General features: G+C 64.8%; 13 protein-coding genes and 1 tRNA gene. 7 read left to right on the forward strand and 7 right to left on the reverse strand.

Annotation, left to right across the window (positions count from 1 at the left end):
• The first annotated feature begins 78 nt into the window (after nucleotides 1–78).
• The 7 genes from NX068_RS15320 (at nucleotide 79) to grxD (ending at nucleotide 6,244) form a co-directional block, all read left to right on the forward strand.
• A complete protein-coding gene (locus NX068_RS15320; protein ID WP_263462120.1) occupies nucleotides 79–387 on the forward strand; it encodes a DUF485 domain-containing protein in 309 nt (102 codons plus the stop codon).
• On the forward strand, nucleotides 384–2,102 hold the full coding sequence (locus tag NX068_RS15325; protein WP_263462121.1) for a cation acetate symporter: 1,719 nt from the start codon (nucleotides 384–386) through the stop codon (nucleotides 2,100–2,102). The genes NX068_RS15320 and NX068_RS15325 overlap by 4 nt, the downstream gene beginning before the upstream one ends.
• A gap of 184 nt (nucleotides 2,103–2,286) precedes the next feature.
• A tRNA-Phe gene (locus NX068_RS15330) sits at nucleotides 2,287–2,362 on the forward strand.
• 199 nt (nucleotides 2,363–2,561) lie between these two features.
• Entirely contained in the window at nucleotides 2,562–3,815 is a 1,254-nt protein-coding gene (hemA, locus tag NX068_RS15335; RefSeq protein ID WP_263462122.1) for a glutamyl-tRNA reductase, read from the forward strand.
• 55 nt (nucleotides 3,816–3,870) lie between these two features.
• A complete protein-coding gene (prfA, locus tag NX068_RS15340; RefSeq protein WP_263462123.1) occupies nucleotides 3,871–4,950 on the forward strand; it encodes a peptide chain release factor 1 in 1,080 nt (359 codons plus the stop codon).
• Nucleotides 4,950–5,810, forward strand: a complete 861-nt coding sequence (prmC, locus tag NX068_RS15345; RefSeq protein ID WP_263462124.1) for a peptide chain release factor N(5)-glutamine methyltransferase — start codon at nucleotides 4,950–4,952, stop codon at nucleotides 5,808–5,810. Before prfA ends, prmC begins: the two co-directional genes overlap by 1 nt.
• A gap of 104 nt (nucleotides 5,811–5,914) precedes the next feature.
• Nucleotides 5,915–6,244: a Grx4 family monothiol glutaredoxin gene (gene grxD / locus NX068_RS15350; RefSeq protein ID WP_263462125.1), complete on the forward strand. Its 330-nt coding sequence runs from the start codon at nucleotides 5,915–5,917 to the stop codon at nucleotides 6,242–6,244.
• 83 nt (nucleotides 6,245–6,327) lie between these two features.
• On the opposite strand, the gene NX068_RS15355 is transcribed toward grxD, so the two are convergent.
• The 7 genes from NX068_RS15355 to argH form a co-directional block, all read right to left on the reverse strand.
• Nucleotides 6,328–7,422 carry a nucleotidyltransferase domain-containing protein gene (locus NX068_RS15355; RefSeq protein ID WP_263462126.1) on the reverse strand — a complete coding sequence of 365 codons (1,095 nt, stop codon included), beginning with the start codon at nucleotides 7,420–7,422 and terminating at the stop codon, nucleotides 6,328–6,330.
• Nucleotides 7,419–8,285, reverse strand: a complete 867-nt coding sequence (locus NX068_RS15360) for an HprK-related kinase A (protein ID WP_263462178.1) — start codon at nucleotides 8,283–8,285, stop codon at nucleotides 7,419–7,421. Before NX068_RS15360 ends, NX068_RS15355 begins: the two co-directional genes overlap by 4 nt.
• Before the next feature lie 2 nt (nucleotides 8,286–8,287).
• Entirely contained in the window at nucleotides 8,288–8,557 is a 270-nt protein-coding gene (locus NX068_RS15365; RefSeq protein WP_263462127.1) for a hypothetical protein, read from the reverse strand.
• Between the two features lie 6 nt (nucleotides 8,558–8,563).
• On the reverse strand, nucleotides 8,564–9,139 hold the full coding sequence (locus NX068_RS15370) for a hypothetical protein (RefSeq protein ID WP_263462128.1): 576 nt from the start codon (nucleotides 9,137–9,139) through the stop codon (nucleotides 8,564–8,566).
• Nucleotides 9,140–9,362: 223 nt separating this feature from the next.
• Nucleotides 9,363–10,265, reverse strand: coding sequence for a fructosamine kinase family protein (locus tag NX068_RS15375; RefSeq protein ID WP_263462129.1), 903 nt, complete (start codon nucleotides 10,263–10,265; stop codon nucleotides 9,363–9,365).
• Entirely contained in the window at nucleotides 10,262–11,548 is a 1,287-nt protein-coding gene (locus tag NX068_RS15380; RefSeq protein ID WP_263462130.1) for a serine/threonine protein kinase, read from the reverse strand. The genes NX068_RS15375 and NX068_RS15380 overlap by 4 nt, the downstream gene beginning before the upstream one ends.
• Nucleotides 11,549–11,557: 9 nt before the next feature.
• A complete protein-coding gene (argH, locus tag NX068_RS15385) occupies nucleotides 11,558–12,991 on the reverse strand; it encodes an argininosuccinate lyase (protein ID WP_263462131.1) in 1,434 nt (477 codons plus the stop codon).
• Between the last annotated feature and the right edge of the window lie 86 nt (nucleotides 12,992–13,077).

Below are 13,077 nucleotides of genomic sequence, written 5' to 3' on the forward strand. Positions count from 1 at the left end.
GCACACCGTAAGTGTCGTCGCATACTTTTGAGTCCAGCCGGTGGATGCCCGGTTTGTTCAAACAAGTAGGAGGGAGACATGGAAAGCAATACGGTGGCGAAGATCGTCGCCAATCCCAAGTATCAGAAGCTGGTCAGTACGCGTACCCGCTACGGCTGGACGCTGACGATCATCATGCTGCTCGTGTACTACGGCTACACCGCGATCATCGCCTTCGACAAGGAGCTGTTCCATCAGCGCCTGGGTGAAGGGGTGATGACGCTCGGCGTTCCCGTCGGTTTCGGGGTGATTCTCTTCACCATCATCATCACCGGCATTTATGTGCGTCGTGCCAACTCGGAGTTCGACGCCCTGACCGAGGAAATCGTCAAGGAGGCCGGCAAATGATGGGTTCTTATGCACGTCTGGGCGGAGGCCTCGCCCTCGCCCTGCTGTCGGCGGCAGCGTTGGCTGCCGGCGGTGATCTCGGTCAGGCCGAAAAGCAGGCCACCAACTGGACCGCGATCATCATGTTCGGCGCCTTCGTCGCCGGTACCATGTTCATCACCAAGTGGGCGGCGTCGAAGACGAAGTCGGCGGCCGACTTCTACACCGCCGGCGGCGGCATTACCGGCTTCCAGAACGGCCTGGCCATCGCCGGCGACTACATGTCGGCGGCGTCCTTCCTCGGTATTTCCGCCGCGGTCATGGTCAGCGGCTACGACGGCCTGATCTACTCGATCGGCTTCCTCGTCGGTTGGCCGATCATCACCTTCCTGATGGCGGAAAAGCTGCGCAACCTCGGCAAGTTCACCTTCGCCGACGTGGCTGCCTATCGCTTCGAACAGACCCCGATCCGCGCTTTCGCGGCCTCGGGCACGCTGGTCGTGGTGGCCTTCTACCTGATCGTCCAGATGGTGGGTGCCGGCCAGCTCATCAAGCTGCTGTTCGGCCTCGAGTACTGGATGGCGGTGGTGATCGTCGGTGCGCTGATGATGATCTACGTGCTGTTCGGCGGCATGACCGCGACTACCTGGGTGCAGATCATCAAGGCGGTGCTGCTGCTGTCGGGCGCGTCCTTCATGGCCTTCATGGTGATGATGAACTACGGCTTCTCGCCCGAGCAGCTGTTCGCCGCTTCCGTCAAGGTCAAGGCTGATGCCGCGATCGCGGTCGGCAAGTCGCCGGAAGAGGCCAGTGCGCTCGCTCAGTTGATCATGGGGCCGGGCTCCTTCATCAAGGACCCGATCTCGGCGATCTCCTTCGGCATGGCGCTGATGTTCGGTACTGCGGGTCTGCCGCACATCCTGATGCGCTTCTTCACCGTGCCGGATGCCAAGGAAGCACGCAAGTCGGTGTTCTGGGCCACGACCTGGATCGGTTACTTCTACATCCTCACCTTCATCATCGGTTTCGGTGCGATCGTGCTGGTGTCGAACAATCCGGAGTTCCTCGACGCCAATGGCGTGCTGAAGGGCGGCGGTAACATGGCGGCGATCCACCTTGCCAACGCGGTCGGCGGCAACATCTTCCTCGGCTTCATGTCGGCAGTGGCCTTCGCGACCATTCTCGCGGTGGTGGCCGGCCTGACGTTGTCGGGCGCCTCGGCGGTGTCGCACGACTTGTACGCCACGGTGTTCAAGAAGGGCAATGCCGATTCCGCCTCCGAACTGCGCGTGTCGCGTATCACTACCATCGTGCTGGGTGTCATCGCGGTGATCCTGGGTATTGCGTTCGAGAAGCAGAACATCGCCTTCATGGTGTCGCTGGCCTTCGCCATCGCCGCGTCGGCCAACTTCCCGGTGCTGTTCATGTCGGTGCTGTGGAAGGATTGCACCACGCGTGGTGCGGCCATCGGCGGCTTCATCGGCCTGATCACGGCCGTGGGCCTCACCGTGGTGTCGCCGTCGGTGTGGGAAGCCACGCTCGGCAACCCGAAGGGTTCGGCGCTGTTCCCCTACACTTCGCCCGCGCTGTTCTCGATGACCGCCGGCTTCCTCGGCATCTGGCTGTTCTCGATCCTCGACAACAGCGCCCGTGCCAAGGCGGACCGCGCCGGCTACCTGGCCCAGCGTGTGCGTTCCGAAACCGGTATCGGTGCAGCGGCGGCTTCGAGCCACTAAACCCCGGTCCATGCCCCTCCTTCACTGAAGAGGGGCTGCCGGGAAGGCAATACGACAGGCGGTGGGCTCAGGCCCACCGCCTGTCGGTTTTTGGACGGCCTGATTCAGGCGAAGGAAAAAAGAAGGGCTGCTGACAGGTAATGCTTGACCTCGAATGAATTCAGGCTATAATGCACACCTCTTCGGCCAGGTAGCTCAGTTGGTAGAGCAGCGGATTGAAAATCCGCGTGTCGGCGGTTCGATTCCGTCCCTGGCCACCACGGAATTCGTTCAAGCAAAAAGCCCGGTCCTTGCGATCGGGCTTTTTGCTTTTGAAGCGCCTCTCCGTCCTCATGCAGGCGATGTGCGAGCTGCCGGTGGAGCAGGGAAACAGGCTGATTCCGCTCAATTTTTGCCTGTAGGCCTGGGTGCTATAATGCGTACCTCTCCATCGAAGCGTGCTGAACCGCCTGATTCCGAATGCAGCTTTACGCCCTTGGCCTGAATCATCACACAGCGCCGCTTGCGATTCGCGAGCGCGTTGCGTTTCAGCCGGAAAGGCTGGGCCAGGCGCTGCACGATCTGGCCCATGCGGATTCGGTGCGGGAGGCGGCGATCCTGTCGACCTGCAACCGCACCGAGCTTTATTTCGCTGCCGAGCAGCCCCAGCATGCGGCCGACTGGCTGGCGCGCTTCCATCAGGTGGCGCTCAACGACGTGTCGCCCTATCTGTACGCCTATCCGCAGCGCGATGCGATCCGCCACGTATTCCGCGTTGCCAGCGGCCTCGACTCGATGGTCATCGGTGAGCCCCAGATCCTCGGCCAGGTCAAGGATGCCGCGCGCCGGGCCGAGGAGGCGGGTACGCTGGGCACGCTGTTGCACAAGCTGTTCCAGAACACCTTCGCGGTGGCCAAGGAAGTGCGTTCGACCACCGCGATCGGCGCCAATACGGTGTCGATGGCGGCGGCGGCGGTGCATCTGACCGAGCGGATCTTCGAGAGCGTGAGCGATCAGCACGTGCTGTTCATCGGCGCGGGCGAGATGATCGAGCTGTGCGCAGCGCATTTCGCCGGGGCTCAGCCGAAATCCATGACGGTGGCCAACCGCACGGAAGAGCGTGCGCTCGCGCTGGCTTCCCGCTTCGGCGCGCAGACCATGCGCATCGACCAGATCGGTGACATGCTGTCGCGCTTCGACGTGGTCGTGTCCTGTACTGCGGCACCCTTGCCTATCGTCGGCCTGGGCATGGTCGAGCGGGCCGTGAAGGCGCGCCGCCACCGCCCGATGGTGATGGTCGACCTTGCCGTGCCGCGCGACATCGAACCGGAGATCGCCGAGCTCGACGACATCTTCCTGTATACCGTCGATGATCTCGCCCAAGTGGTCGATGCCGGCATGGAGTCGCGCCAGCAGGCGGTGGTCGAGGCCGAACAGATCATCAACATGCGCGTGGACGGCTTCCTGCACTGGATGTCGGCACGTGAGACCGTGCCGGCGATCCGGGCACTGCGGGAACATGCCGAGAGCCTGCGCCAGGCCGAACTGGAGCGTGCGGTGCGCTTGCTGGCCAAGGGCGACGATCCGCAGAAGGTGCTCGAGGCGCTGTCGCACGGTCTGACCAACAAGCTGATGCACGGCCCGACCCGCTATCTGAATCAGGCGGAGGTCGCGCACAAGGCCGAGGCCGGCCAGTTCGTGCGTCAGCTTTTCAATCTCCCCCACCAGGGCTAGCGCAGCACGCCTGCGCTCGGGCCCGCAACTGCGGGCCGACAGCCGTCATCCAGCCATGAAACAGAGCATCCGCGACAAACTCGAACATCTTGCAGCGCGCCTGCAGGAACTGGACCGTGCCCTGGCGGCCGAGGATGGCGCGCATGACATGAATGCCTTTCGCGATCTGTCGCGGGAGCGCGCCGAGATCGAGCCGGTGGTCGTGCTGTATGCGTCCTACGTACAGGCCGAAGCGGATCGGGATACTGCGCGCGAGTTGCTGGCCGATCCCGAAATGCGCGAACTGGGGGAGCTGGAACTGGAAGCGGGCGAAGCACGCATCGCGACGCTGGAAGACGAACTGCAGCGTGCGCTGTTGCCGCGCGATCCCAACGACGAACGCAATCTCTTCCTCGAGATCCGTGCCGGTACCGGCGGCGACGAGGCGGCGCTGTTCGCCGGCGACCTGCTGCGCATGTATTCGCGCTATGCCGAGCGCCAGCGCTGGAAAGTCGAGATCGTGTCGGCGAGCGAATCCGACCTGGGCGGCTACAAGGAAGTGATTGTCCGCATCGCCGGCAACGGCGCGTTCTCGAAACTGAAGTTCGAGTCGGGCGGCCATCGCGTGCAGCGTGTGCCGGCGACCGAAACCCAGGGGCGCATCCATACCTCGGCGTGCACCGTCGCCGTGTTGCCCGAAGCGGACGAGGTCGCGGCGGTCGAGATCAACCCGGCCGATCTGCGCATCGACACGTTCCGGGCTTCCGGAGCCGGTGGCCAGCACATCAACAAGACCGACTCCGCCGTCCGCATCACGCACATCCCGACTGGCATCGTCGTCGAATGCCAGGACGACCGCTCCCAGCATCGCAACAAGGCCCAGGCCATGTCGGTGCTGGCGGCGCGGCTCCACGATGCCAAGGTGCGCGCCCAGCAGAGCGCGGAGGCGGCGCAGCGCAAGAGCCTGATCGGCAGCGGCGACCGGTCCGAGCGCATCCGTACCTACAACTTCCCGCAGGGCAGGGTGACGGACCATCGCATCAACCTCACGCTGTACAAGCTGGAAGCGGTCATGCAGGGAGAGCTCGACGAACTGGTCGATGCGCTGACGCTCGAGCATCAGGCCGAACTGCTTGCCGCCCTGGCTGAAGAGTGATGACGGAGAACACGCCGGGCTCCGCCCCCGATCGAACCGACATCGCCGGCGCCCTGGCGTGGGCGAGGATGCGTATCGATCTGATGGATGCACGCGTGCTGCTGCGCCACGTGCTGCAGTGCCCGGCGGCACGGCTGGTGGCCTGGCCGGAGCAGATGCTGGATGGAGAAGACTGGGCAGCGTATCGCGCGCTGGTCGAGCGCCGTGTGATCGGTGAGCCGGTTGCCTATCTCGTCGGCATGCGTGAGTTCTTCGGCCGCGAGTTCATGGTCACGCCTGCGGTGCTGATCCCTCGCCCGGATACCGAATTGCTGGTCGAATTGGCGATCGCATATTTTTCCGACCGCAAGGCTGCTCGTGTGCTGGACATGGGCACCGGCAGCGGGGCATTGGCGATCACGCTGGCGCTGGAACTCGACGAGGTCGATGTCAGCGCGATCGACCGCTCGCGCGAAGCCCTGTGGGTGGCGATGGCCAATGCCGCCCGCCTCGGCGCCAGCGTCTCCTTCGTCCAGAGCGACTGGTTCGCCTCCTTGGGCGACGAGCGCTTCGACCTCATCGTCGCCAATCCACCCTACATCGCCGCGGGCGACCCGCATCTGGACCAGGGCGACGTGCGCTTCGAGCCGCCGGGCGCCTTGGCCGCGGGCCCTGCCGGGCTCGACGATCTGCAGGAAATCGTCATGCAGGCGCCTGCCCGCCTGGCAGACGGCGGCCGCCTGTTCCTCGAACATGGCTATGATCAGGCCGCTGCCGTGCGCAGCCTGCTGGCGGATGCCGGGTTTGCGGAAATCGCCTCGTGGAAGGACATCGCCGGCATCGAGCGGGTCTCGGGCGGCCGCTGGCTGGGGCGTGACTGAATCCACGAAGTGCTGCGGCATGCCCATTGTGGGTGCATTGACGCTGAACACCACCCATCCTAAAATTACCCGACTATTAAACTCAACTTTTGATGGCCCCAATCATGAGCATTCAAGACGTCATTCGCGACCAGGTCACCAACAACGATGTGGTTCTCTACATGAAGGGTTCGCCGCAGTTTCCGCAGTGCGGCTTCTCGTCGGCCGCCGTCCAGATCCTGAAGGCCTGTGGTGTGAAGGAAGTGCTGGCGGTCAATGTGCTGGCCGATGACGAGATCCGCCAGGGCATCAAGGAATTCTCCAACTGGCCGACCATTCCGCAGCTCTACATCAAGGGCGAATTCGTCGGCGGCAGCGACATCATGCGCGAGATGTACCAGAACGGCGAGCTGCAGCAGATGCTGAAGGATGCAGGTGTCGACGGCGCGGATTGAAAGTTGCCAAAAACCGGGGTCTGTCCTGGCACTGAACAGGCCCGTCGGAAGTGCATCGATCGAAGCCAGCCCGAGGGCTGGCTTCATGCATTTTGTGCGGGGGCGTGGCCGGCGAAACGGCTGCGCATGCGCAAGCCGGCTTTCCGCGCCAGGTGAGGCAGGAGCATACGCAAGGGCATGCGCTGCAGATGATAGCGGGTCAGCATGGCCAGCCGGGCGAGGTGCACTCCCGCCGACGGCGGAAAATCTGGATCCGACGGTAGCATGGCCAGCGGGACCAGCCGTTCCATCGCCGCGCGGCACACGGCCGGCGGCGCTTCGAGCCTTGCCAGCACCTCCTGCGCCTGCAGCGTTCCCATCCAGGCATGGGCGAAGTGCAGGCCATACCATAGCGGGCGCTGCAGGCCGAGGCGTGCGGCACGATCGGCCAGGCACTCGGCAAATCCGTGCAGCCCGGCTGCGCTCTGCAGCAGGCCGTCGATGTCGGCCACCTCGCGCAGCCTGAGCGACAGATCCCCGTCCTGAAAGCAATGCAGGCAGGCGTGCAGCACCTGGTCCTCGAGCGACAGGGCGCGGAAAGGGGTGCCGGGCAGCGCTTGGCTGGTCTCGAACAAGGGTGCGGGATCGAAGCGCAGGCGTGTGGTCACCGGTGTGATCGCGTGGTGCAGATCCACTTCCAGGAAGTGCCCGGGGAAACGCATCGGCGGTGTTTCGTGGCTCCAGTCCCGGTAATAGCGTTCGTCGTAGGGGTCGAGTTCGGCCGGCTTCCATCCTGCAGACCGCAGGCGCTGTTCCATGCTGCGAAGGTGTTCGCGAGGAACGAGCAGATCGACGTCGGACACGAAACGGCCGCGGGTGAAGGCGTGGCCCTGCAGGAAATAGGCGCTCCCCTTCAGCAGCACGACCGGGAACTGCCCGTCGCACAGCTCCGCCAGGCTCGAAAGCTCGCCTTTCAGCATCTGCTGGTTGAAGGCACACATCCGTTCGGCCGACAGCAGGTGGCGGCGAATGGGAGCGGGCAGTGCGGGATTGTCCTTGTTGGCAGCGGCCAGCCGGCCGTGCAGGCCGCTCATGCGGGCAAGGCGGAGGACGTATTCCCAGTCCGATTCAGCCAGTTGCAGCGGACCTGCGATGCCCTGCAGCAGAAGCCGGGTTGCGGAGCGGGCCGACATGCTCATGGTGCACGCTCCAGCAGGTTTTCGATGGTTTCGATGGCACTGTCCAGGCTGTCGTATACTAGTTCCCAGGCATGAGATTCGCGGGCGAGCCGGATCACGGCCTGAAAGCCGACGGTCCCTAGCGCCCGGTAGTTGAAGCTGTTCAGGCCGAGCCGCATGGCCGCCTCGGCTTCAGGGACCGGTGTGCATGACAGCGTTGCGCCGGCCTGGTAGCGCGGAAAGACGACGAGGCGCGGGCGGGCAGGGCGGTGCCGGCCGTCGTGGCTGTCGCGGCCGGGCACGAAATGGGCGACGTCGCCTTTGCGTGTTCCCGGGAAAACCGGACCGAGGACGGCGCCAGGGTGTGCGCCGATCACCTCGATCGAGCGGTTCTTCAGTGCCGCCGGCTTGATCAGCGGCAGCACCAGACCGGATTCGGGGTCGATCACGCCGAACTCGTCCGACAGAAACCGCCAGCCGGCCAGATGCAGCGCGCAGGTGAGCGTGCTCTTGCCGGAGCCGGGTGCTGCAGGCAGGATCAGCGCGCGATCATTGCGGGCGGCGACGCCGGCATGGAGCAGCAGGTAGGCATTGAGACGCTGGGCGATCAGCCAGTTGCCGCCCCATTCGAATAGCGGCAGCGCGCTGTCGCGCGGGTAGGGGTCGAAAGGGCGGGTGGCTTCGGACCAGAGCGATACCTGGCGCTTCCATGGCCGCAACAAGGGGGCGTCGGGCAGCAGGGACACGCGCACGTCGGCAAAGGCTGCCGGATCTTCGCGGCTCTGGTGCGGATAGACGGTGTCCAGATCGGCGTGGAAGCGGGCGATCGGTGAGTACACCCCGATGCGCGCGGCACCGACATCGAGCACGCGGTATGCCGGCATGCTCACCCATTCACCGGGACGGGGGCGCCCAGGATCGTGAGCGTGCGGGCCAGTCTTTCCAGGCCTGGCGGCCAGCCCCCGGCAGCATCGACGTCACGCAGGAAATCCTCGAAATGCCCGGTCTCGATGGCTTCGGCGGCTTCATGCAGAACCAGTGCCGCACCTTCGCTGAGCTGGTGAGTACCCCACCAAAGTGGATCCAGAAAAAGAAACTGCCCGCCGAAGGACGGGCAGTGGCGTTCGAGCCAAGCGCAGGGGCCGGGTGCTGTCATCGGCGATCAGCCACCATAGGTGTAATTCGCGGGTGCGCCCCCGGGCCCGCCCCCTGGTGTGAGAGAGGCAAGGCAAGATTGTTGGGCGGGCGTGGCGCCTTCCTCGGCCGCTAAGACTCCCGGGTAGGTACCGGATTCCGTTCCGTCGTCAGCGAAGTAGACAAGAACCCACACGGGTTGCTGCCTGATGGGTTGCTGAACACCGTTGAGCCGCGTAGCTCCGGGCACCTCGATTGCTTTCACAGCCTCTTCGGCTCGATAGACTTTGCCTTCGAATGTGAAGCCTTCGAACTCTTGCTGGCCTGGAACCTGATATGAAAAGACATCGGGAGCGGGCGAGACTGCCTTCCACGCCCATGTTGGGCCATTATCCGGGCGGGTCGAGGAATCTGGAGCCAGCGTAGTGATCTGGTAATCTTCAGTCGGGTAGCCCCCGTTTTCGCGCACATTGGCTACGCAACCGAGCGAGGCTGCCGCAGCCGGTGCGCCGTATCCAAGCGTGACAACGGTAGAGGCGCCCAATGCACCCTTCAGCAGGCGTCGTCGCTGCTCGGTGGAGTCGTTCCGGGGAGCGTGTGTCATGTTCAACCTCTTCGAATTTCTGGCTGTGTTTGAGCAATTATATCGGCTCGGGTTCCAAACCCGAGAGCGAAGTCTGATATCGGTGTAGCAAATTTCACGCCCGGATGCCAAGAAAATTCTCAGCCCGTTGAATAACATGAATTTTTTTTAGGCGGAATTCAGTTTCGCATTTCTGGTGTAAGAAATCCCGACAATCCGGCTGTGCCGCACGAAAGAGTGCCTGTCAGGTGCGCCACATCGACAGCGCGGCATTCAGGCGTGTGGCGAGACGCAGGGCTTCGCCCAGATAGCCCCGTCCGAACAGGTTCAGATGGTTCAGCATGTGGTACAGACCATAGAGCTGCTTGCGGGTCTCGTAGCCTTCGTCGAGTGCCCAGCCGGCACGGTAGCGGGCATAGAAGCTGCCCGGAAAGCCGCCGAACAGTTCGCTCATGGCGAGATCGGACTCGCGGTCGCCGTAATGCACGGCGGGGTCGTAGATCGTCGGTGTGCCATCGGCGAGCATCACGGCATTGCCGTGCCAGAGGTCGCCGTGCAGCAGGCTTTCGCGCGGTCGGTAGTCGAGGAACAGTGCCGGCACGCGGTCGAACAGGCGTTCGCCCTGCTTCTGGAGTTCGCCACCGAATCCCTTGCTGCGGGCGAGGGCGAATTGCGGGCGCAGGCGGTGTTCGGTGAAGAATAGCGCCCAGTTGTCGGCGAAGGGGTTGCGTTGCGGCGTGCTGCCGATGAAGTTGTCGCGTCGCCAGCCGAAATGCGGGCCGGTGGCCTGGTGCAGTGCGATCAGGGCATCGGCGAAGCGGACGCCGTCCTCGGCAGATTGCAGCGGATGCAGCTCGAGATGTTCCAGTACCAGGAAAGCATGTGCGTCGCCGTCGCTGCCGCTGGCAATCGGAGTCGGCGTGCGGAAGCTGCCGGCGGCGAGCGCGAGCAGGCCGTCGATTTCGGCTTCAAACATCGGCAGCCGGTCGGCGCTGCCGAGCTTGACGAAGAAGCGTTCGCTGTCGCCCGTGACGACCATCGTGGTGCTGATGCCGGCGCTGCTTGCGTGAGCGCTGCGGATGCCGAAGCGGTTGCCGAGGCGCTGGCGAATCGCGGCCTCGACCGTTGGCAGGGCTGGATGTGTCACAGGTTGGCGATCCGGGCGCTGGCCAGCGACAGGCGGGTGGCCAGGACTTCGAGAAAGGCTTTGTAGAAGTGCATGCGACAGGTGTCGCTGGCACGGCGCAAGGCGCGGGCGCGCAACGTGACGAGGCTGGTCGCCGTGCTTGCCGTGACCGAGGCCGAGCGTATGCCCGCAGCGGCCGAGAAGACGGCGATTTCGCCGAAGCATTCGCCTGCCGTCAGCACGTTGAGCAGGCGGCCGCGTTTCTTGACCTGCGCTTCGCCGTCGATGATGAAGCAGATCGAGTCGCCGCCTTCGTCCTCCTTCATGATCACGGTGCCGGGCTGCACCTGGCTGAACTGCGACAGGCGGAGCACTTCCCACAGCTCGGCGTCCGAGAACTCGCGGAAAAAGCGCATTGCGCGCAAGGCCTCGAAGCGTTCGGCTTCGGGTATCGAGCCGCGCGCGACTTCCACGCTGCGGTTGCGGAAGGCGAGCGCCAGGTCGTGCGAGAACTCGGCCCAGCTCTGGTAGCGGTGGTCGACGTCGCGCTCGGTGGCGCGGCGGACGATGGCGTCGAGCGCTTCGGGGACCTCGGGGCGCAGTTCGGACGGGCGCGGCACGACGTCGTGGGCGATGCGGTACAGCAGACTGTAGTTGTTGCTGGTTTCGAAGGGCAGGCGGCCGGTCAGCAGCTCGAACATCACCACACCAAGCGAATAGATGTCGGTGCGATGGTCGAGCGGCACTTCCCGAACCTGCTGGGGCGACATGTAGGCCGGCGAGCCGATGCCCGAGATCTGCGTGGTCTCGCGCGCCGTGGCCAGTGCCGAGCCGAAGTCGGAGATGCGGATGCCGCTGCTTTCCGGCGTCATCAGCAGGATGTTGGCCGGCTTGATGTCGCGATGGGTGATGCCCTGGTGGAAAGCGTAGTCCAGCGCGCGGGTGGCCTTGAAGACGATTTCGATGATGCGTTCGAAGCTGGCCAGCGAGCCGGGGCGGGTCAGCTGCTCCAGCGTGCCGCCGGGCACGTAGTCCATGACGACGTAGGCGTTGTCGTCGTCCACCGCGGCGTCATGGATCTGGACGATGTGCGGATGGTGCAGGCGGCCGGAGAAGGCGGATTCGTTGAGGAAGAGCTGGCGGTAGAGCCGTCCGCGGTTGCGATCGTTGAGCACGTCGCGGCGCAGCTGCTTGATCGCCACTTCCCGCTGGTTGAAGGGGTCCCAGGCCAGGAAGACGACGCTGGTGGCCCCTTCGCCGAGCTGGCGGCGAATCTCGTACTTTCCTATCCGCTCCACCGCCATGGGGTTCGGTCAGCCTCGCAGCTTGCGCGCGCGCGCGATCGCTGCCCGCACCTGCTCCGGCGCGGTGCCGCCGACGTGCTTGCGCGAGGCGAGCGAGCCTTCGACGGTCAGCACGCCGAACACGTCCTCGCCCAGGCGCTCGGCGGCGCCCGGTACATGCGCCATGGCGATGCGCAGTTCGTCGAGCGAGAACTGCGGCAGGTCGCAGCCCTTGACGTCGGCTGCGCGCACCGCCAGCGCCACGGCTTCGTGCGCGTCGCGGAAGGGCAGGCCCTTCTTCACCAGATAGTCGGCGAGGTCGGTGGCGGTGGCATAGCCCTGGCTCAGAGCGCCGCGCATGGCCTCGGCCTTGACCCGGATGCCGGTGATCATGTCGGCGTAGATGCGCAGCGTGTCGATGACCGTGTCGGCGGTATCGAACAGCGGTTCCTTGTCTTCCTGGTTGTCCTTGTTGTAGGCCAGCGGCTGGCCCTTCATCAGCGTCAGCAGCGCGATCAGGCTGCCGTTGACGCGGCCGGTCTTGCCGCGTACCAGTTCGGGCACGTCGGGGTTCTTCTTCTGCGGCATGATCGAGCTGCCGGTGCAGAAGCGGTCGGCGAGGTCGATGAAGCCCACGCGCGGGCTCATCCACAGGATCAGCTCTTCCGACAGGCGCGACAGGTGGGTCATCAGCAGCGCGGCGGCGGCGCAGAACTCGATGGCGAAGTCGCGGTCGCTGACGGCGTCGAGCGAGTTGAAGCAGACTTCGTCGAAACCGAGTTCGGCGGCGACGAATTCGCGGTCGATCGGATAGCTGGTGCCGGCCAGCGCGGCGGCGCCGAGCGGCAGGCGGTTGACGCGTTTGCGGCAGTCGGCGAAGCGCTCGGCGTCGCGTCGGCTCATCTCGTAGTAGGCCATCAGGTGGTGGCCGAAGGTGACCGGCTGGGCGACCTGCAGGTGGGTGAAGCCGGGCATCGGCGTGTCGGCATTGGCTTCGGCGACGTCGAGCAGCCTGTCCTGGAATTCGGTGATCAGCGCCAGGATCTGGTCGATCGCATCGCGCAGCCACAGGCGGATGTCGGTGGCGACCTGGTCGTTGCGGCTGCGGCCGGTGTGCAGGCGCTTGCCGGCGTCGCCGACCAGCGCGGTCAGGCGCTTCTCGATGTTGAGGTGGACGTCCTCGTCGTCGAGGTTCCAGGCGAATTCGCCGCGCTTGATCTCGTCCTGGATCTGTGCCATGCCACGTTCGATGTCGGCAAGGTCGGCGGCGGCGATGATGCCCTGCTTCGCCAGCATCCTGGCGTGGGCGAGCGAGCCGCGGATGTCCTGGCGGGCCATGCGCTGGTCGAACATGACCGAGGCGGTGTAGCGTTTGACGAGGTCGGAAACGGGTTCGGTGAAGCGGCCGGACCAGGCCTTGGCGGGTTCGCCATTGCCGGCAGCCGGCATCGTGGTGTCTGTCATAATGCGTGTCGGAGGGTGTCGGCCCGCGTATTCGGCGGGTCTTGCATGGGGACTTGTCTTGCGGGGGAGCGATCGCTGGCGCGGCG

Origin of the sequence: Thauera carbonicopians, from assembly GCF_025699485.1 — a bacterium.
Lineage (GTDB): Bacteria > Pseudomonadota > Gammaproteobacteria > Burkholderiales > Rhodocyclaceae > Thauera.

Bases quoted from the DNA above. Each gene is read 5' to 3' on its own strand.
- NX068_RS15355 (WP_263462126.1), bottom strand. From the start codon at position 7,422: ATGAGCATGTCGGCCCGCTCCGCAACCCGGCTTCTGCTGCAGGGCATC.
- argH (WP_263462131.1), bottom strand. From the start codon at position 12,991: ATGACAGACACCACGATGCCGGCTGCCGGCAATGGCGAACCCGCCAAG.
- hemA (WP_263462122.1), top strand. From the start codon at position 2,562: ATGCAGCTTTACGCCCTTGGCCTGAATCATCACACAGCGCCGCTTGCG.
- NX068_RS15325 (WP_263462121.1), top strand. From the start codon at position 384: ATGATGGGTTCTTATGCACGTCTGGGCGGAGGCCTCGCCCTCGCCCTG.
- grxD (WP_263462125.1), top strand. From the start codon at position 5,915: ATGAGCATTCAAGACGTCATTCGCGACCAGGTCACCAACAACGATGTG.
- NX068_RS15365 (WP_263462127.1), bottom strand. From the start codon at position 8,557: ATGACAGCACCCGGCCCCTGCGCTTGGCTCGAACGCCACTGCCCGTCC.
- NX068_RS15320 (WP_263462120.1), top strand. From the start codon at position 79: ATGGAAAGCAATACGGTGGCGAAGATCGTCGCCAATCCCAAGTATCAG.
- NX068_RS15360 (WP_263462178.1), bottom strand. From the start codon at position 8,285: ATGCCGGCATACCGCGTGCTCGATGTCGGTGCCGCGCGCATCGGGGTG.
- NX068_RS15380 (WP_263462130.1), bottom strand. From the start codon at position 11,548: ATGGCGGTGGAGCGGATAGGAAAGTACGAGATTCGCCGCCAGCTCGGC.
- prmC (WP_263462124.1), top strand. From the start codon at position 4,950: ATGACGGAGAACACGCCGGGCTCCGCCCCCGATCGAACCGACATCGCC.
- NX068_RS15370 (WP_263462128.1), bottom strand. From the start codon at position 9,139: ATGACACACGCTCCCCGGAACGACTCCACCGAGCAGCGACGACGCCTG.
- prfA (WP_263462123.1), top strand. From the start codon at position 3,871: ATGAAACAGAGCATCCGCGACAAACTCGAACATCTTGCAGCGCGCCTG.